The sequence below is a fragment of the Haliea sp. genome, assembly GCF_040221975.1.
Lineage (GTDB): Bacteria > Pseudomonadota > Gammaproteobacteria > Pseudomonadales > Halieaceae > Haliea.
In genome coordinates, this window is sequence record NZ_JAVJWR010000033.1 from 167431 (window position 1) to 186021 (window position 18591).

Sequence of the window (18591 nt, forward strand, 5' to 3'; positions counted from 1 at the left end):
GTTGGCCTGTCAGTCTAAGAAGCCACAAAGTGGCGGGTCACGTGCAAACTTCGAACTCCCGACCTCAGGTCCTGTGAGTCGAACCTGTCTAAATTACCATTGCCGGAGCATTGCAAACCAGTGAGTAGAGCATCGATTTTATGGATTTGTGCATTTTTCCTGATTTTTTCGGTGCCAGAGGCGGCCTGGGCCTTCTCCCGGGTCGACACGGTGCTGGTTGTGAAGTCCGAACGGATGCTGTACCTCAAGTCCAACGGCGAGATCTTGCGCCGCTATCCGGTGGCACTGGGTCCGGTGCCGTGGGGGCACAAGCTGCAGGAGGGCGATGAGCGCACACCGGAGGGCCGTTATATCCTGGACTACAAGAATTCGGAAAGCCGGTTCTACAAGTCCATCCGCGTCTCCTACCCCAATCTTCGCGACCGCCTGCGGGCCGAGCAGCTGGGTGTCGATCCCGGGGGCAATATCATGATCCACGGCCAACCCGAGGGCGCGGAGGAGGGTGCCCAGCTGTTCAACTGGACTGATGGCTGCATTGCCGTGAGCAACGAACACATGGATGAAATCTGGCAGCTGGTGACGGTTGGAACACCGATCGAAATTTTGCCCTGAAAGGTCCCGCTCAGAAAGTGGGGCAGTTTGGCGGTAGTGCCAAAGGGGGGTGCGGGCGAGCACTGATTGCGGCCGCCAGGACCTCATCCCTGGCATAGCTGTCGGGGCGCAAGACCAGTGTCCCGCTGCTGTCCAGGTCCGCAGTCCAGTAATCCATCAGCAAGGGCACCGGCGCCAGCAGCGCCAGGTCGCTGGTTGCGCCGCTCGCGAGTCGCTCGGCGAACGCGGTCTGGTCAAACTGGTTGTTGCTGCGCAGCAGTTGTTCCACCAACGTCAGCACATCTTCCACGCGCACGCATCCCGAGCTGTCGGTACGCTGGGCGCGGGCGAACAGTTGTTTGCTGGGGGTATCGTGCAGATAAACACTGAACGGGTTGGGAAAGCGGATTGCGACCTGTCCCAGGGCATTGTCGGTGCCCGGTTGCTGGCGCAGGACGATGGCGCCGGGACGACGCCAGTCCACCGTCGCCGGGTCCAGTTCTTGCCCCTGCGCGTCCAGCACTTGCAGCTTCTGCTGGGCAAGGTATTCCGGATTGGCCCGGATCGCAGGCAGCTTGTCCTGACGCAGGATGGTCGGTGGCACCGTCCAGTGCGGGTTCAGGGTGAAGTGGCTGACCGCGGAGCGCAGGGATGGGGTCTGGCGCAGGCTCCGGCCCACGGTGCTGCGGGCGCCCCATCGCAGCTCGTCGTCACGGTAGTAGCGGATTTCCGCGGCGGCGATATCGACGACGATCTGGTGCGGCAGCTGTTCCTGACCCAGCCAGCGCCAGCGCTCCAGATTGGCGCGCAGCCGGGCGCTGCGCCGTTCGCGGGTCTCATTGAGTGCCGCCAGCGTGGCCGGTCCGACCAGTCCGTCCACGGCCAGAGCATGCCGGCGCTGAAAGGATTCCACGGCCTGCACCAGCAGAGGGTCGTAGTTGAGGGATACCGCAGATGTTGCGGCATCCGGCAGATAGTACCCGGCCTGCAGGCGCGCCCTGAGCAGGGGAACCCGCGGGTCGCTCTGGCCCGGTCGGAGCAGCGCCCCTCGGGGCACCTCTGGCCAGGGCTCTGCGGTCAATTCGGCAAGCAGTTCCCGGAGTGCCTCTCTCAGGGCACGGTATACCGGCAGGTCAGGACGCGCCGCTGCCAGGGCGGCTGCGGGATTGGCGGCCAACGCATTGGCGCTGCCGAGCAGCGTCTGTCGCTGTTCCGCTGTGGTCGCCGGACGCAGGCGCCACAGCGGCTCGACCGTCTCACGGTCCAGGGCGCCAAAGCGCAGGTCCAGCTGCGCCTGCAGCCAGACCGCAGTGCGAGCCAGCTCGCGGCATGGATCGCCAGCCGTCGCCGCAGCCGGCACCTGTTCCAGGTACCAGGCGGGGTCGAGACCGTCGTCGACCAGGCTGGCAAGCGCTGCTTCCCAGGCCCGTTCGGCACTGGTACTGGACCAGAGGGGACGGTAGTCCCGGGCGGCATAAAACCGAGCGAGCTCCGCCAGGGTCAGCGGCCCGCTGGCGAGATCATCTTGGCTGGCCGGGAGCGCCGGGGTCAGTAGCGCCTGCAGCGTGTCTGCTGCGGGTGACGCGACCGCGAACGCTGCGCCACTGACGCCTGCGGCGAGCCAGAGCAACAGCCCCCAGGCCGCAATGATCTGCTGGCCATTTTTGCGGCGATGGGTTAACCTGTTGTTTTCCATACGGAAAGCATAACATGCGCGGGAGCATGACACGCCTGTTTCTGACCCTTTTCTGCTCCATTGCAGTAATCGCCCTGCCATTGCCTGCGACTGCATCATCCAGCACCAACTTGGCAAGAGAACTCCTCGAGCTGGCCCCGACGCTTGATCGCAAGGTCCTGCAGCGTGCCGTTGCGGCCATGGAGTGCGCGCTGGATCAGGGTGCGGATGATGCCGAGCGCCTGGCGATCATCGACTTTTCGCTGCCTTCAAGCGAGCAGCGACTGTGGATTTTCGACCTTGAGAGCAGGGCCTTGCTGCTGCATGAGCTGGTTGCTCACGGCCAGGGGTCGGGCCAGAACCTGGCATCGGAGTTTTCCAACGTCTCCGGCAGTCACCAGTCCAGCATCGGCCTGTTTCGCACCAGCGAGAGTTACTACGGGCGCCACGGCTATTCCCTGCGCATGGACGGACTGGAGCCAGGCGTCAATGATCTCGCTCGCGACCGCGCTATCGTGATCCACGGCGCGGATTACGTTGACCCGGCCTGGATCGACCGCCAGGGCCGCATCGGCCGCAGCCTGGGCTGTCCGGCGGTGCGCCAGGAAGTCGCCGGGCAAGTGGTCGATACGCTCAAGAACGGCCAGTTCCTGTTTTCCTGGTATCCCGATCCCGAGTGGCTGGCCAGTTCCAGTTATCTGAACTGCCAGTCCCGTTCCATCGCCAGCTTGCAGTAGCCGCAGGCCCTTGGACGCTGATCCCAGCCCGTGCCCGGGAGCGCAAGCATGAGTGATCGTTTCGTCTGGGGCTGGACCCAGGTGCTTGTCGCCTTCCTGATCCAGGGCATCGGCTCCGGCAGCCTGATGTACGCCTACAGCGTGGTTGTGGTGCCGTTCGCCGAAACCTTCGCGCCCAGTCGCATGACATTGATGCTGGGTATGACCTTCATGATCCTGGGCAGCGGCCTGCTGTCACCCTGGCTAGGCGTGGCGATAGACCGCAAGCCCCTGCGCCTGTTGCTCGGGGGCGCGATTCTCGCGGTTGCCAGCGGTTTCCTGCTGCTCTCGCTGACTACCGCAATCTGGCAGATGCCGGCAATTTACCTGCTGTGCATGTCCTTCGGCCTGGTGTTGCTGGGGCCACTGGCGGCGTCCACTCTGGTGTCGCGCTGGTTTCTGCGCCGCCGCGGGCTGGCGCTGGGGATAGCGGCCATGGGCACCTCCTTTGGCGGATTCCTGTTTCCCCCTCTGATCCAGTGGCTGGTCGACGCCATGGAGTGGCGCCTGGCATTCCGCCTGCTGGCCCTGGTCATCGCTGCGCTGGTGCTCCCGGTGTGGCTGCTGACGGTGGACCGCCCCGGCGACAGGGGCCTGTATCCCGATGGTGCGCGGATACCGCCGGCAGCTGCGGGCGAGGCCGGAGATCTCGTGTTCAGCTCCACCCACGCCATTGTTCGCAACCGCAGCTTCTGGGTTGTCGCGGCTATCGTCAGCGTGCTCTTTGGCGCCTTTACGGCCACCCTCGGCAACCTGGTGCCTTTCGCCCTGGATGCAGGCGTCAGCGCTGACCTCGGTGCACTGCTGATTTCCAATATTGCCTTGATGGCAATCCCGGGTACCCTGGTGTTTGGCTGGCTGGCGGATCGCATGGACGTGCGCCTGGCGTTGGCGATGGTGGTTGCCGTCGTCGCCGCAGGCCTCGCCTGCCTGTTCGGTGAGCCGTCCTACGTCCGCATGGTGGCGGGCAGCCTGCTGGTGGGCCTGGGTGGTGGCGGCATGATCCCCGTGTGGAGCGCACTGCTGGCGGGCGTGTTTGGCCCCGCCAACTACGGCCGGGTGATGGGGCTGATGAATCCCGTGCTGATGCCGTTCAATCTGCTGGCCCCGCCGCTGGCGGGCTGGGTCCAGGACGTGGCTGGCAGCTATCACTGGGCCTTCGTCCTGTTCGCCGGCCTGATGCTGGCCAGCCTGGCGCTGGTGCCCCTGATCGAAAAGCGCTAGGGGCTGGTCAGGACAGTGATTCTGACTTATAAAAGCGCCTGACAACCTGATTCCCTGGTAGCGAGGGCAGCGGCATGGAGTCGATAGCGGGCGTTGACAAGCAACAGTCCGAGCTGCCCTTGGACAGCATAGACCCGGTTATCGCAAGCGTGTTGATGCCCGGAGAGCGCGTTTATTGGCAGGGCGAGTACACCCCGAAGCGTCCGGGTGCTGTTGCTTCCCTGCTGATGACCGGCGCCGTGGCCGCGGCGGCCTGGTGGTGGTTCAGCCAGACTGGCCAACTGCAGCCGATTCTGGCGCAGCTGCAGGAAAATCCCGACACCCGCAACATGATCCTGGTCCTTGCGGCAGTGCTGGTCATCGGACCCCTGATATTCAAACGCAATCGCCGGGAGCACTACGCCATCACCAGCGAGCGCCTGCTACTGCTGCGTAAGGGCAAGATTCGGGAGGAGCCCCGACCGGGGGATATTGTGATCATCGGGCGCCCACCGATGCCCCGGTGCTGCAGGAAACCATCGACCTGATCGTGAAGTCCCTGCGCAGCGCCTGACGTTTCAAGCCTTCTTAACGAATGCCGATTTCAGTTTCATGGCGCCGATACCGTCGATCTTGCAATCAATGTCGTGATCGCCTTCGACCAGGCGGATATTCTTGACCCGCGTGCCGACCTTCACCACCAGGGACGAACCCTTGACCTTGAGGTCCTTGATGACCGTCACGGTATCGCCGTCTTGCAGCGGGTTGCCGTTGGCGTCCCGAAACACGGCGTCGGGCTCGGTTGCAGCCGTGTCGGCCGCGGACCATTCGTGGCCACACTCCGGGCATACCAGCGTTGCCCTGTCCTCATAGGTGAAAGCCGAACCGCAGGCCGGGCAGGGTGGCAGTGCTGTCATGACGAATCCTTGTGGTCAGGCAGGAAAGCACAATTATCGCATACTGCAGCGATCAGCTGGCCATGGTCATGAGCGAGGCATTGCCGCCTGCGGCGGTGGTGTCGATGCTCACGGACTTCTCCAGCATGGTCTGCTGCAGCAGGGTGGACGGCGTCACGCAGCTGATCAAGGGTAGAATCGGGCCGTCACGGGTCGCCAGTATCTGGGCCACTGTGTGCAGGTGGCGGCTGCGGGCGTGGACCATGGCACCGGCCAGCGCCGTATCCTGCAGTAGCTCGCGGGCTGCGGCCATTGGCTGCAGGCAGAACAGGGAGTCGGGCAAACCCGCAGCCGTCATTGACTGCACCAGCGGCTGCCATTCCGGCAGCAGCTCCTGCGTTGCCACGCCGATGACGCTGTTGCCTGCAACCAGTGCGGACACCGCTGCCATCAGGTATTCCCCGTTGTAGCGATCATCATCCAGCACCAGCAGCAGGCAGCCACGGGGTTCCAGGTGGAGGCTGTTGGATTCCCCGGTCGGGCCCGGCAGAATTCTCGGTGCCGCCAGTAAACCGACCGCGAAGCGCAGTTGTTCGCGCACGGCGGCGAGGGTGTGCTCGAGTATGAGCGGATTGTCGTCCGGTCGCCGTGCGTAGCTGGCGAGAAACTGGCGCAGGATCGACACGCGCTCATTCAGGTCGCGCCGGGCCCATGAGCGGCCAGACGTGGGCGCGGCGCCCGGAGAATACATCGCTTGCTCCTGTCGGTCCGCGCCGGGCAGCGGACACTGTCCGGTGGCGTTTTCAGCTTCCTCGCCAGTGGTGACCAGACGTGACAGGTACTGGGGGCCCCCGGCCTTGGGGCCGGTACCCGACAGGCCGCGACCGCCGAAGGGCTGCACCCCGACAATGGCGCCGATCATGTTGCGGTTGACATAGATGTTCCCGGCCTGAACCCGTTCCGCAGCGCGGCTGCAGGCCTCCTCGATACGGCTGTGGATGCCGAACGTGAGGCCAAACCCGGTCTGGTTGATCTGCTCCAGTACGTCGTCGAAGGCAGCGGCCTGATAGCGGATAATATGCACGACAGGGCCGAATACCTCCCGTTCCAGCAGCGCCAGGTTGCTGATCTCGTAGAGGCGCGGGGCGAAAAAGGTATGCTCGCCTGGCGCGGGAATGTCGCAGCAGTGCAACAGGCGGCCAGTGGCTTCCAGGTAGCGCACGTGATCTTCCAGGCCGCCGAGGGCCTTGCGGTCTATGACCGGGCCGATATCGGTGGCAAGCAGCGCAGGGTCTCCCACCTGAAGTTCACGCATCGCGCCGATGAGCATCTCGATTACCTTGTCGGCGATGTCCTCCTGCAGGAACAGCACCCGCAGGGCCGAGCAGCGCTGGCCGGCACTCTGGAAGCCCGAAGTGATGACATCCCGCACCACCTGCTCCGGCAGCGCGGTGGAATCCACCACCATGCAGTTCTGGCCACCGGTCTCCGCTACCAGTGGCACCGGCGCGTCAGGGCGTGCAGCCAGCTTGCGCGCAAGCCAGCTGCCAGTGGCGGTGGAGCCGGTGAACATCACCGCCTTGATTCGCGGGTCCGGCACCAGTTGCTCGCCGACGGCCTTGCCTTCTGCCACCAGCAAGGACACTGCGCCGGGCGGGAAGCCGCAGTCCTGCATCAGTTCCAGCGTGCGCACGGCGACGAGGCTGGTCTGTTCGGCAGGCTTCGCCACCACCGTGTTGCCGGCGGCGAGGGCGGCGCTGACCTGGCCCAGGAAAATCGCCAGCGGGAAATTCCAGGGGCTGATGCAGAGCACCACGCCACGCGGTGCAAGCTTGTTCGCGTCGAATTCCGCCTCTTCGGCGCGGGCAGCGTAGTAGCGCAGGAAGTCCACCGCTTCCCGCACCTCGGCGACGCCGTCGGGAATGGTCTTGCCGGCTTCCTTGCAGCACAGCGCAATCAGTTCGTCCCGCTGCTGCTCCAGCGCTGTGGCGAGGCGGCGCAGCAGGTCTGCCCGCTCCGCGACTGGCGTCGCGGCCCAGCCCGGGAACGCGGCCTGGGCCGCTGCTGCGGCAGCTTCAATGGTGTCGGCGTCTGCCAGTGCGATGCTGCCGATCAGTTCGCTGTGGTCGGCCGGATTGCGCACTTCCTGCCGACTGCCGGTCAGGGCAGGAGTCAGGGGCAGGGTCTGCAGCCACTGCCGCATGTTCTCGCGAGCAGGCCCCAGGGTGTTGGGGTCACTGAGGTCCATGCCGGCAGCGTTGGCGCGCTCGGCGCCGTACAGGTTCACGGGGAGGGGTATATTGGGGTTGGCTTTCTGTCGCCAGCCGCGGACCGTTTCCACCGGGTCTTCCAGCAGTGCTTCCACCGGGATATTCTCGTCGACGATATTGTTGACGAAGGAGCTGTTGGCACCGTTCTCCAGCAGTCGCCGCACCAGATAGGCCAGCAGATCCGCATGCACACCCACCGGCGCGTACACCCGGCAGGGTATCTTTTCGCCGCTGACAACCTGGTCGTAGAGCGTCTCACCCATGCCGTGCAGGCGCTGGAATTCGTAGCCGCTGCGTTCCTTGTCGAGCTCCAGGATGGTGGCGACAGTGTAGGCGTTGTGGGTCGCGAACTGCGGATACAGGCTGTCGCGGTACGCCAGCAAGCGGGCAGCGCAGGCCTGGTAGGAGACATCGGTGCCGGCCTTGCGGGTGAATACCGGGTAGCCATCCAGGCCCTCCACCTGGGCCAGCTTGATCTCGCTGTCCCAGTAGGCGCCCTTGACCAGGCGAACCATCATCCGGCGCCCCACCCGCAGGGTCAGCGCCCGCAGCCACTCGATGACGAACAGGCTGCGCTTCTGGTAGGCCTGGACCGCGATGCCGAAGCCCTGCCAGTCTCCGAGTTCCGGGTCGGCAAATACCGCTTCGATAATGTCCAGCGACAGCATCAGCCGGTCTGCCTCCTCGGCATCCACGGTAAAACCGATGTCGTGCCGCATGGCTGCCATTGCCAGCGTCTTCAACCGCGGCACCATATCCGCCATGACCCGTTCGCGCTGTGCAAATTCGTAGCGCGGATGGATCGCCGACAGCTTTACCGAGATACCCGGGCTGGTGTCCGGCCCGCGCCCGGCGGCGGCGGTGCCGATGGCCTCGATGGCATTCAGGTAGCTGTCGAAATAGCGCTGGGCATCGGCGGCCGTACAGGCGGCTTCCCCCAGCATGTCGTAGGAATAGCGATAGCCTCTTTCCTCGGGGCCACGAGCACGCTCCAGGGCCTTGTCGATGTTGGTGCCCATGACGAACTGGGTGCCCATGATCTGCATGGCGTAGCGTACCGAGGCACGGATTACCGGCTCCCCGAGGCGGCCCATGGTTTTTTTCAGCAGGCCGAACTGGCGCGGGTTGTCCTCGTCGTTGTAGTTCACCACCTTGCCGGTCAGCAGCAGACCCCAGGCCGAGGCGTTCACGAACAGGGACTCGCTGTTGCCCAGGTGGGAACTCCAGTCGCCGTCGGCCAGCTTGTCGCGGATCAGCCGATCCACCGTGAGCCGGTCCGGCACCCGCAGCAGAGCCTCCGCCAGACACATGAGAACTATGCCCTCCTCGGTGGAGAGAGCGTATTCCTGCAGCAGGGCGTCGACTCCACCCTTGCCGTGCTGGGCCTTGCGGATATTGACCACCAGCGTTCTGGCGCGCTCCCAGGCCCGGCTGCGCGCGGCCTGGCTGATATCGGCGATGGGCAGCAGGTATGCCAGTACCTCTGCTTCATCCCGGCGGTAGAAAGCCTCCAGGTCCCGGCGAATGGGGTCTTCAGTTGCGAGTGAACCGTCAAATAACATCGATGCAGCCTCCTGCAGTCAGACTCGTTGCATTGTAAGCAGCCGGGTACCGAATGAGCTGTTTATTTTCGGGGTCACCGTGCATAATATCCTGTCAAATCATGTTTAAGCAGAACATAATATGGGTAATAAGCTAAAGGGAAAGCAGGTAAGCAATGCATATTCGATCGACAGAACAGACCTCCTGATTTTGTCCCTGCTGCAGGGAGATGGACGGATGTCCAACGTCGAGTTGGCGCGGCGGGTGAATCTTAGCCCCAGCCCCTGCCTCGAGCGGGTGCGCAGGCTAGAGGCTCTGGGTTTGATTGCGGGCTACAGCGCCAGGCTGGACGCAGCGGCACTGGGGTTTGGTACCAGTGCCTTCATTCAGGTAACACTGGACCGGACCACCGCGGAGGTTTTCGATCGTTTCCGCGACGAGGTTGTGCAGATTCCGGAGGTTTCCGAGTGCCATATGGTGGCAGGCGGATTCGATTACCTGCTGAAATTGCGGTTAACCGGCATGGATGCCTATCGCATGGTACTGGCGCGCATCGTTGACCTGCCGGGCGTGGCGCAAACGCACACCTATGTGGTCATCGAGGCAGTCAAGGAGGATCGCGGCTTGCCGCTCGGCGGCTGATGCGGCTGGCCAGCCGGACCTACCCAGCCCGTTCAAAGCGGTTGGCCGCAACGTTCTTGACCACCTTGTCGGCGTCGAAGACCTCGCCATTCATGGCGATATAGACACCTGGCGACTTGCTCTGCACGGCGCCGATGGCGCAGCCTATATTGAAAATCGCATCGGACTGGGCGAAAGCGGCCGGCTGCAGGGCGCCGGTGAGCACGATGCACTTGCCGGGAATGCCGGCCAGGGTCCGGGCGGTGGCGACCATGCCGTCGGTGCCGTGGGTAATCAGCACGCATTGCTCGGAGCAGCGCTCGGCGGCGGCGCGGATGGCGGCGCGGTCGGCATCGGTCATGTCGAGACTGTCCTTGCGCATGGCGGATTCCACGGTCCAGGCGAAGCCCGCACCCATCCGTTGCAGCAACTCCCCGATCACGGGCGCACCCACCTGATAGTCGCTCTTGGCATCGAAATAGATTTTGTCGATGGTTCCGCCGGTGGTGATGATATGCAGTTTCATGGGTTCGGGGCCGAGGGTTGAAAATGATCGCTCATTATAGCGGCCGGCTCCGGTGCCGGGTACTTGCCCCCGAGAGCCTGGTTCAGTGTCTGGCACAGGGTCTGCAGGATTTGCACCCGTGCGTAGCGCTTGTCGTTGCCGGCCACCAGGGTCCAGGGAGCGAATCCGGTACTGGTGTGAACGACCATGTCTTCCACTGCGTGCGCGTAGTCGTCCCAACGCTCACGGTTGCGCCAGTCGTCATCCGTGATCTTGTATTGCTTGTGGGGTTTTTTCTGGCGGTCCTCGAACCGTTTCAGCTGTTCCTCCGGGGTAATGTGCAGCCAGAATTTCACCACGATGCAGCCGTGGGCCACCAGTTGGCCCTCGAACTGGTTGATCTCATGGTAGGCCCGGCGCCAGGCCTCTGCTGGTGCGAATCCCTCCACCCGTTCCACCAGCACCCGGCCATACCAGGAGCGGTCGAAGATGGTCGCGCGCCCATCCCGCTCCAGCCTGCGCCAGAAACGCCAGAGGTAGTGGTGGGCGCGCTCTTCATCGGTCGGCGCGGCGTACTGGACCACCTGGTACAGGCGCGGGTCGATGGCGGCGGTGACACGGCGGATCGCGGACCCCTTGCCGCCTGCGTCCCAGCCTTCAAATACCGCCACCAGTGAGCGCCGCTGGCGGTGTGCCAGCCAGGCCAGATCCTGCAACTGGCGCTGATGCTGGTACAGTTTGGCCTGGTAGTCGTCCTTGTCCAGGGTCAGGTCGTCAGGCACACCCGCGAGTACGGTGGGCTGGTCCCTTACACCGGGCTTGTCGCGGCATGTCTTCTTCTTGCGAGCCGGTTGTGCATCGCGGTTGGCGCGCTCGCGCAGGGCCCCCAGGATGATCTCACCGCCGGTAATCTCCCGGTACAGGCGGTCTTCGGATTCTATCAGGTGCCAGGGCGTATGGCCGGTGTCGCTGCCGAGAATGATTTGCTCCGCGGTCTCCAGGGCGCGCGGGTACTGCGCCCACCAGTGTCCGGCGTAGGCATCCACCCGCGGATTCTGTTGCAGTCGCGGTGCCTCTTCATTGAGCTGGCGACGCTGGGTCTCGCGGGTGACGTGCAGCCACAGCTTGATCACCAGGGCGCCATCATCATGGAGCATGCGCTCGAAGCCGTTGATCTCCTCCAGCTGCAGCTGCAGGTCGCGCGAATCCAGCTTGCCTTCGGTGGCATCGTGCAGGGGACGGGTGTACCAGGAGCCGAGGAAGATGCCCGTTTTCCCTCGCGGCGGCAGTTTCCGCCAGAAACGCCAGAAGTAGGGGCGTTCCTCCTCCTCGTCGGAGTGCATCCAGATGGCGCTGGTCTCGATGCGGCGCGGGTCCATCCACTCGTTGAAGCGGTGCACCAGAGTACCCTTGCCCGCGCCAGGCAGGCCCGCGACCAGGATGATCACGGGGTAGTCGCGCCCGGCCTGATCGAACTGCGCCTCCAGCAATTCCTGTCGCAGTGTCAGCTGCCGGGTCTTGTAATCGTCCGGCGAGAGGAACTTGCCGGTCTCCAGCGCCTCAAACATGTCGGTAGATACTCCTTATATCTGCTGCGGCGATAACGTAGGCTTGCGCGTCACGCCCCTTTATAATCATACGCACTTCAGGGAGATAGTCAGCATGGGCTTTTACGAGCGGCACATACTGCCGTACTGCATCAATTGTGCCTGCGGCAGCAAACCGATCATGCGGCAAAGGCAGAAAATCGTGCCCAGGGCGCGGGGAACGGTGCTGGAAATCGGTATCGGTACCGGTCTCAACCTGCCGTTCTACGACCCGGCCCGGGTCGATCGTCTGATCGGCCTCGATCCCTCGGAGAAGTCCTGGGAACTGGCCGGCAAGCGGGCGGCACACGTGGATTTCGAAGTGGAGTTCATCGGCCTGCCCGGGGAGGAAATCCCGCTGCCCGACAGCAGCGTCGACACCGTGCTGGTCACCTTCGCCCTGTGCACCATCCCCGACCCGGTTGCCGCCCTTGCGGGCATGGCGCGGGTCCTGCGTCCGGATGGCGAACTGTTGTTCTGCGAACACGGCAGGGCCCCCGATCCCGAGGTGGTGCGCTGGCAGGATCGCCTCAATGGCGTCTGGCGGACCCTGGCCGGTGGCTGCAACCTGAACCGGGATATTCCGGCGCTGTTGGCGGCCGGGGGGTTTGCGGCACAGTCCATGGAGACCCTGTATCTGCCTGGAACACCGCGCTTCGCGGGGTTCAACTACTGGGGTCACGCCCATCCAGTCACCGGGCTCTGACGGTTGCCGTCCATGCACCGCTTTCGGGGTCGGGTCCTCTCTCTCGCGTTACTCCTGGTCGCGTCCAGGGGATATGGGAAGCCGATGCTGGAGTACCGGGTCGAAGGCCTGGAGCGCGCCCAGCGGACCAATGTAGAAGCCTGGCTGGGCGCGGCACCAGAGACCAGGGCTGCGAGGGCGAACTTCGTGACCTCGGCGCGGGACCGCGTGGAGAGCAGTCTCCAGGCGCTGGGGTACTACCGCGCCGATGTCGATATCAGTCTTGACCGGGAACGCGACCCCTGGCGCCTGCTGATCGCGGTGAACCCCGGCGACCCGGTCACCGTCAGCTCACTCGACCTGCAGCTGATGGGTGCCGCGGCCACGGACCCCGCATTTGCGCGCCTGCTGGCCAACAAACCCCTGAATGAGGGTGATGTCCTGCATCACGGTCACTATGAATCCCTGCGCAACTCGCTGCTGAGTCTGGGCCAGCGTCGAGGCTACTTCGATGGCGAGTTGCTGGAGCGGTCGGTGCAAGTGGAGCCCGGGGCCGGCGCCGCTCGGGTCCGTCTGCACTACGCCAGTGGTGATCGTTATCGCATAGGCGAACTGCGCCTGGACGAGGAGATTCTCGACCGGGAGCTTCTGGAAAAACTGCAGGGCTTCGAACCGGGAGCGCCCTATGAGCTGGGCACCCTGCAGAACCTGCAGTCGCAGTTGCAGCGCACCGGGTATTTTTCCGCCATTACAGTGCGGCCGGCAGTCGATGAGCGGGCGCACGGCGAGGTTCCCCTGGACCTGGAACTGTTTCCCGCCAAGCGCCATACCATTGACGTCGGTATTGGCTACAGCACGGACACCGAAGAGCGTGTGTCACTTACCTGGCGCACACCCCGGGTCAACCGTCACGGGCACAGCCAGGAGACCCGTCTGGAGTACTCCGCAATCAACCCCAGCGGTCGCGTTATCTACAATATTCCGCTTACCCACCCGTTGAATGATGTGCTCCAGTTGGGGTTGCGGGTGGAACAGAACGAGTTCGGTGACCTGGAGAGCCGCCAGCAGGAGGCGCTGGTGCGGCGGGAGCAGCGCCATGGCAACTGGGTCCTGAGCTATCACCTGCGGTTGCTGAACGAACGGTGGGACGCAGGCCCGGTAAATGGCAATGAAGACTATCTGCTCCCCGGCATTTCCATTTCCCACAAGGATCGCGAGGGACCCCTGGTCAACCCAACGCGGGGTTTCAGTCAGTTGTATTCGGTCGAGGCGACATCCAGTCAAATGGGGTCCAGTGTCGACATGACCCGTCTCTACGCCAACTGGATTTACGTCATGCCGCTGGCTGAGCGGCACCGTCTGGTGGCCCGCGCGGAGGCCGGTGCCGCACTGCTGGGGGACGGCCAGCGGGACGACCTGGCGCCGTCCCTGAGTTTCTTTGCCGGTGGCTCCCAGAGCATTCGCGGATTCGCCTATCAATCCATCGGCAACGAGGTCGATCTGTTGCTGCGCGATGGCCAGGAGCGCGAGTTTGTCCTGGGCGGCAACCGGCTGGCGGTCGCCAGTCTCGAGTACCAGTATACGTTCCTCAAGGACTGGCGTGCAGCCGTGTTTATCGACGCTGGTGACGCTTTTGACGAAGGCGAGTTTGACGCCAGCTACGCCGCCGGTTTCGGTGTTCACTACATGACGCCGGTGGGCGCGATCAAGCTCGAGCTGGCGCGCAGCCTCAGCGAAGACAACCCCGGCTGGCGTGTCCACATCAACATAGGAGCCGAGTTTTGAAGCGTCTGGCCCAGGGGATTGTGTTGCTGCTGGTGTTGGTGTTGGGACTGCTGGCGGCAGCACCGTTCACCGCCTCCGGTACACGGCTGCTGCTGGCGCTGTTGCCATCGTTCGCGCCCCTGCAAGTGGAGTATCACAGCGGCCGCCTCGTGGGACAGCTGCGCCTGCAAGAGCTGGTTCTGGCGACGGAGGACTTCGAGCTGCGCCTGACTGACCTGCGCACGGAGCTGGAGCCCGCCTGCCTCTGGCAGAGCCGGTTCTGTTTCGAGCAGCTGGATCTGGGCAATCTGTCCTTTGAAGTGTTCGCGGGCGGGGAAGAAGATACCGTTGTGGAAACGACTGGCAGCGAACCGCTGCTGCTGCCAGTCAGTCTATTGGCGCCTGTGGTGCGGATCGAAGCCTTGCAGGTGCGCTGGCCGGGGGGCAGCTGGGAGCAGCAGCGGGCCAGTCTCGCAGTGCAGCTGGATGATTCCGGTATTGTTGTGGATGGGGCGCTGATCGCCGGCGGGCTATTGTCGCTGGACGTCGACCCCGGCGAGGCAGCGAACACGGATCCTCAACCGCTGGTGTTGCCAGAGGTCTCCCTGCCCTTGTCGCTGGTGGTGGAAAGTCTTGAGCTGCAGGCTCCGCAGTTGCGTGTGGGTGAGTTCGAACAGGGCCTGGAACGGCTCTCCCTGGGCCTCCGCTGGCAGGGCGCCGAGCTGGCCCTGGCCAGCCTCGAAGTCGACAGCGTCGAATGGGGCGCGCTGAGTGCCGCCGGTGACCTGCAGCTGGCCGGTGCCTGGCCCATGGCGCTGCAGCTGGACGCCAGCCCGGCCAACGCTGTCGTGCCGGCAACCTTCCACGGTCGCTCTCTGCAGCTGCGGCTGGAGGGGCAGGCCGACGCTCTCGCCGTGGTCCTGAGCATTGCCGGAGAGCCGGCCCTGGAGGTGACGGCAGACGTCGACCTGCTGCAGCCGGAGCTGCCGTTTACGGCCGAGGTCAGGGTGCAGGGGCCGGAGGCTTTCGCCCTGGCGCAATTGCCCGGGTGGCCAGCGGAGCTCGCCGATGCCAGTCTGGCCCTGCCGCTGGCACTGACTGTTGAAGGTAACCTTGAGACACAGGTGCTGGCCCTGCAGGCGCGGCTGGACGATATCGGCTACCCGCGGCTGGATGTGCGTCTTGCGGCCACTCACCGTGGCGCCACGGTAGTCCTGCAGGAGCTGCGCCTCACCGATTCCGCCGGCGACGGCAGCGTCAGCGTGGCGGGAACACTGACTTACGGCGATGAAATACGCTGGCAGGCGTCGCTCGAATCACCCGGAATCGCGCTGCCAGAGCTGAGCGACTACGTTTTCGGCACCTTGTCCGGACAGCTGGGAAGCACGGGTACCCTGGCTGCCGGAGGCTGGCAGGCAACCCTGGACGATGTGGCTGTCAGCGGCGAAATCAATGGCCTGCCCGCGACTCTGAGCGGCGATCTGGCACTGGCTGCGAAGCGCTATATCACCGGGGGCGAGCTGCAGGGAGAGGCCAATGGCGCGCACCTGCGGCTCCATGGCGGCGACGGGGCTGCCGCGGTGATCGAGCTGGCCATTGCCGATCTCGGGCGCTGGCAGTCGGGCGCCCGCGGCAGTGTGCAGCTGCGCGGCGAGTGGCGGGCGCAAGCTGCCACGGCAGGTCTGCAGGGCAGCGCCAGCGGGGTGCACTGGCAGAACATCCGTATTGACGAGGGCACTCTTTCCGGGGAGCTGGCACTGGCCGCGAACGGGGTGCTTGATGCCAGTCTGAGCTTGCGTCAGGTGCTGGTGGGCGAGGTCTTCCTGGGCACGGTTGCGGCGCAGGTCACGGGAACGCGGGAGGAGCCGCAACTGGTGCTGGCGTCCGGCGGCAGGCTGGCGGGTGAATTGCGCTTTGCTGCCCGCCAGGACGGGGACAACTGGACCGTGCGGGTGAGCACCGATGGTGTCGACACGCCGCTGGGGCCACTGACGCTGGAAGCCCCGTTTACCGCGCACTATGGGCCGGACGGGAACAGCATTGCGGCGCACTGCTGGCGCTTGCCCGAGAGCACTCTGTGCGCCTCGGAGTGGATGCTTGGACCCAGCGGTGGCGGCACCGCCGTCCTGGACGGCGACCTGGCCCTGTTTGCTGCACTGCTGCCACAGCAATTGCAGGTGGCCGGTCCCCTGACGGCTTCCGTGCGCGCCGAGTGGCAGCCGGACGCCGCGCTGCAGGCCACGGCCCAGGTGCTGAGTCCGGAGGGAACCATTACCCAATTTTATCCAGAGGGAGAGTCTGCCACCCTGAGCTGGGATTCCCTGACTGTGAACCTTGAGCAGGGCGCGTCCGGACTGGTGCTCGATGCCGCCATGCAGCGTGAGGGCACGAGGATCATGACGCTGGCGCTGCACCTGCCGGGCGATCGCGCCGAGGCTCTGGAAGGAAGCCTGGACCTGGAGCAGCTGCAACTCGCAGCCCTGCGGCCGTTTTTGCCACAACTGTCGCGTCTGGAAGGTGAATTGAGCGGTGGCCTGCGATTGGAGGGTACCCTGGCGGCGCCCGAGGTCATGGGCGAGTTGACCTGGGCCGGGGGCGCGCTGGAAGCCCACGCCAACCCCACCGAGTTGCGTGCCGTGGAGCTGGCGGTGACGCTGCTCGGTGACCGTGCGGAACTTGCAGGCACCGCCGTGCTCGGAGGCGGGGAACTGGAAATCAGCGGCGATGCCAGCCTGCGGCCCGATTTCGAGCTAAGCCTGCTGCTGCGGGGTGACGACAACCGTCTCCTGTATCCGCCCAGCTCCGAGGCAGTGGTAAGCCCGGACCTGCGCTTGCGAGCGACTACCGGGGGCGTCGTGGTCACTGGCGAGGTGCAGGTGAAGTCAGGTGTTCTCGCCTACGAGCAGCTGCCGGCCGGCAGTGTGTCCCTGTCGCCCGACGTGGTGGAAGTGGACTACGCCGGCAACGTGGTAACCCCGGAAAGCCCCTTTAATCTGGACGCTCAAATCCGGGTGCGGATCCGTGACAAGTTCCGGGTCCAGGGCGCCGACCTGAATGTCACGGTGGGCGGCGACCTGTCCCTGCAGCAGGTGTCCGGACAGCCCCTGCAGGTATTCGGCAACCTGAATATTGTCGGCGGCGAATTCCGCGCCTACGGCCAGCGTCTGCTGGTGCGTCAGGGCCGGATCTCCTTCAGCGGGGCGCCGGAAAACCCGGATCTCAATCTGCGGGCCGAGCGGCAGATCCCCGCCGAGGATGTGCGCGCAGGGGTTTTGGTCAGTGGCACTCTGGAAGCGCCCCGGATCAGCCTGTACTCGGAGCCGGCGCTGTCGCAGACCGAGACCCTGTCCTACCTGGTGCGCGGGCGCGGCATGGATAGCGGCGCCGGTGCTGACGGGACGGCGATGGCGCTATCGGTCGGCACCGGGCTGGTCAACCAGAGCGGGATCGTGGAGGAACTCAATCGCCTGCCGGGTTTGCGCAACGTCGAATTCGGCGCCGAGGGCGCGGAGGATGAGACGGCGGCCACGGTCAGCGGCTACATCGGCGAACGCATCTACCTGCCCTACGGCGTGGGCCTGTATGAGCCGGTCAACACCCTTACCGCGCGCCTGTACCTGCAGGCGCGCCTGTGGCTGGAAGTGGTGAGCCGGCTCGAGAGTTCGGTCGATCTCTACTACAGTTTCGACATCGACTGAGGTGCCCGGATCTCAGGTTTGCGGCAGGATGTAGAGCTCGACCCGGCGATTCTGGGCGCGGCCCTGTTCACTGCTGTTGTCAGCGACAGGCTGGTCGAAAGCCATGCCCTGCACCAGCATCCGCGAGCGGCTGACGTCGCGGGTAACCAGATAATCGGCTACGCTGCCGGCGCGACGCTCCGACAGCTCCTGGTTGAGCTGGCGGCTGCCGGTGTTGTCGGTATGGCCGGTCACCCGGAGGGTAGTCTCGCCATACTTGGAGAGTACCTCGCCGACGGCGTTGAGCGTCGGGTAGAAGTCGCCGCGCAGGTTGTAGGAATTGCTCTGGAAGGTAATGCTGCCCGGCATCACCAGACGGATGTTGTCGCCTTCGCGGACCACCTGGACGCCGCTACCCTGCAGTTGCTCGCGCAGCTTGGCTTCCTGCACATCCATGTAGGCGCCGACGCCGGCACCGACGACACCGCAGCCCAGGGCCGCATTGCGGGCGTGCTTGCTGGAGTCCATGGAGCCGATGATGCCACAGACCGCTGCGGCTCCGACACCATAGGTGGCCGCCTTGCCCGCCTGCCGCTCTCCGGTATAGGGATTGGTGGTACAGGCAGCCAGCAGAACACTGGCGGCGGCAATGGATGCAATCTTCAAGCGCATGTAAAGTCTCCTCGTCCGGATACAGCCCGGCAACGTAGTTAAGTCATGTACGTAGTGTAACCCAAGGCGACCATGAACCTGTTAACATTGGCAAGCAAGGAGTAGCGGTAAAACCATGCGCAAAAATG

Annotated in this window: 14 protein-coding genes; 8 read left to right on the forward strand and 6 right to left on the reverse strand. The window is 64.6% G+C overall.

Features of this window, described 5'->3' with window-relative positions:
* The first annotated feature begins 120 nt into the window (after positions 1-120).
* Positions 121-612 carry a L,D-transpeptidase family protein gene (locus RLO07_RS15840; RefSeq protein WP_462293114.1) on the forward strand — a complete coding sequence of 164 codons (492 nt, stop codon included), beginning with the start codon at positions 121-123 and terminating at the stop codon, positions 610-612.
* 10 nt (positions 613-622) lie between these two features.
* Here the strand turns inward: RLO07_RS15840 and RLO07_RS15845 are convergent, their stop codons facing one another.
* Entirely contained in the window at positions 623-2287 is a 1665-nt protein-coding gene (locus tag RLO07_RS15845) for a L,D-transpeptidase family protein (RefSeq protein WP_462293115.1), read from the reverse strand.
* Between the two features lie 26 nt (positions 2288-2313).
* On the opposite strand from RLO07_RS15845, the gene RLO07_RS15850 reads away from it, so the two are divergent.
* The 3 genes from RLO07_RS15850 (at position 2314) to RLO07_RS15860 (ending at position 4793) form a co-directional block, all read left to right on the forward strand.
* Positions 2314-3003 (forward strand): murein L,D-transpeptidase catalytic domain family protein, encoded by a 690-nt coding sequence (locus tag RLO07_RS15850; RefSeq protein WP_462293116.1) that lies wholly within the window; start codon positions 2314-2316, stop codon positions 3001-3003.
* Positions 3004-3051: 48 nt separating this feature from the next.
* Positions 3052-4266, forward strand: coding sequence for an MFS transporter (locus RLO07_RS15855; RefSeq protein WP_462293117.1), 1215 nt, complete (start codon positions 3052-3054; stop codon positions 4264-4266).
* 74 nt (positions 4267-4340) lie between these two features.
* Positions 4341-4793, forward strand: a complete 453-nt coding sequence (locus RLO07_RS15860) for a hypothetical protein (protein WP_462293118.1) — start codon at positions 4341-4343, stop codon at positions 4791-4793.
* A 30-nt stretch (positions 4794-4823) separates the two neighbouring features.
* Here the strand turns inward: RLO07_RS15860 and RLO07_RS15865 are convergent, their stop codons facing one another.
* Positions 4824-5162 (reverse strand): zinc ribbon domain-containing protein YjdM, encoded by a 339-nt coding sequence (locus tag RLO07_RS15865; protein WP_462293119.1) that lies wholly within the window; start codon positions 5160-5162, stop codon positions 4824-4826.
* A gap of 52 nt (positions 5163-5214) precedes the next feature.
* A complete protein-coding gene (gene putA / locus RLO07_RS15870) occupies positions 5215-8973 on the reverse strand; it encodes a bifunctional proline dehydrogenase/L-glutamate gamma-semialdehyde dehydrogenase PutA (protein WP_462293120.1) in 3759 nt (1252 codons plus the stop codon).
* Between the two features lie 121 nt (positions 8974-9094).
* On the opposite strand from putA, the gene RLO07_RS15875 reads away from it, so the two are divergent.
* Entirely contained in the window at positions 9095-9595 is a 501-nt protein-coding gene (locus tag RLO07_RS15875) for an Lrp/AsnC family transcriptional regulator (RefSeq protein ID WP_462293121.1), read from the forward strand.
* Between the two features lie 19 nt (positions 9596-9614).
* Here the strand turns inward: RLO07_RS15875 and RLO07_RS15880 are convergent, their stop codons facing one another.
* Together RLO07_RS15880 and pap are read right to left on the reverse strand one after the other, a co-directional pair.
* The gene (locus tag RLO07_RS15880; protein WP_462293122.1) at positions 9615-10100 is read right to left on the reverse strand and encodes an asparaginase domain-containing protein; all 486 of its coding nucleotides are present in this window, start codon (positions 10098-10100) and stop codon (positions 9615-9617) included.
* A complete protein-coding gene (gene pap, locus RLO07_RS15885; protein WP_462293123.1) occupies positions 10097-11647 on the reverse strand; it encodes a polyphosphate:AMP phosphotransferase in 1551 nt (516 codons plus the stop codon). Before pap ends, RLO07_RS15880 begins: the two co-directional genes overlap by 4 nt.
* 94 nt (positions 11648-11741) lie before the next feature.
* On the opposite strand from pap, the gene RLO07_RS15890 reads away from it, so the two are divergent.
* The 3 genes from RLO07_RS15890 (at position 11742) to RLO07_RS15900 (ending at position 17812) form a co-directional block, all read left to right on the forward strand.
* Complete coding sequence (locus RLO07_RS15890; protein ID WP_462293124.1) at positions 11742-12371, forward strand: class I SAM-dependent methyltransferase; 630 nt, start codon at positions 11742-11744, stop codon at positions 12369-12371.
* Positions 12372-12455: 84 nt separating this feature from the next.
* On the forward strand, positions 12456-14135 hold the full coding sequence (locus RLO07_RS15895) for an autotransporter assembly complex protein TamA (protein ID WP_462293125.1): 1680 nt from the start codon (positions 12456-12458) through the stop codon (positions 14133-14135).
* Positions 14132-17812, forward strand: coding sequence for a translocation/assembly module TamB domain-containing protein (locus RLO07_RS15900; protein ID WP_462293126.1), 3681 nt, complete (start codon positions 14132-14134; stop codon positions 17810-17812). Before RLO07_RS15895 ends, RLO07_RS15900 begins: the two co-directional genes overlap by 4 nt.
* Positions 17813-17824: 12 nt before the next feature.
* On the opposite strand, the gene RLO07_RS15905 is transcribed toward RLO07_RS15900, so the two are convergent.
* A complete protein-coding gene (locus RLO07_RS15905) occupies positions 17825-18463 on the reverse strand; it encodes an OmpA family protein (protein WP_462293127.1) in 639 nt (212 codons plus the stop codon).
* Positions 18464-18591: the final 128 nt, after the last annotated feature.

Bases quoted from the DNA above. Each gene is read 5' to 3' on its own strand.
- RLO07_RS15845 (WP_462293115.1), bottom strand. From the start codon at position 2,287: ATGGAAAACAACAGGTTAACCCATCGCCGCAAAAATGGCCAGCAGATC.
- RLO07_RS15850 (WP_462293116.1), top strand. From the start codon at position 2,314: ATGACACGCCTGTTTCTGACCCTTTTCTGCTCCATTGCAGTAATCGCC.
- RLO07_RS15855 (WP_462293117.1), top strand. From the start codon at position 3,052: ATGAGTGATCGTTTCGTCTGGGGCTGGACCCAGGTGCTTGTCGCCTTC.
- RLO07_RS15860 (WP_462293118.1), top strand. From the start codon at position 4,341: ATGGAGTCGATAGCGGGCGTTGACAAGCAACAGTCCGAGCTGCCCTTG.
- RLO07_RS15865 (WP_462293119.1), bottom strand. From the start codon at position 5,162: ATGACAGCACTGCCACCCTGCCCGGCCTGCGGTTCGGCTTTCACCTAT.
- putA (WP_462293120.1), bottom strand. From the start codon at position 8,973: ATGTTATTTGACGGTTCACTCGCAACTGAAGACCCCATTCGCCGGGAC.
- RLO07_RS15875 (WP_462293121.1), top strand. From the start codon at position 9,095: ATGGGTAATAAGCTAAAGGGAAAGCAGGTAAGCAATGCATATTCGATC.
- RLO07_RS15880 (WP_462293122.1), bottom strand. From the start codon at position 10,100: ATGAAACTGCATATCATCACCACCGGCGGAACCATCGACAAAATCTAT.
- pap (WP_462293123.1), bottom strand. From the start codon at position 11,647: ATGTTTGAGGCGCTGGAGACCGGCAAGTTCCTCTCGCCGGACGATTAC.
- RLO07_RS15890 (WP_462293124.1), top strand. From the start codon at position 11,742: ATGGGCTTTTACGAGCGGCACATACTGCCGTACTGCATCAATTGTGCC.
- RLO07_RS15895 (WP_462293125.1), top strand. From the start codon at position 12,456: ATGCTGGAGTACCGGGTCGAAGGCCTGGAGCGCGCCCAGCGGACCAAT.
- RLO07_RS15905 (WP_462293127.1), bottom strand. From the start codon at position 18,463: ATGCGCTTGAAGATTGCATCCATTGCCGCCGCCAGTGTTCTGCTGGCT.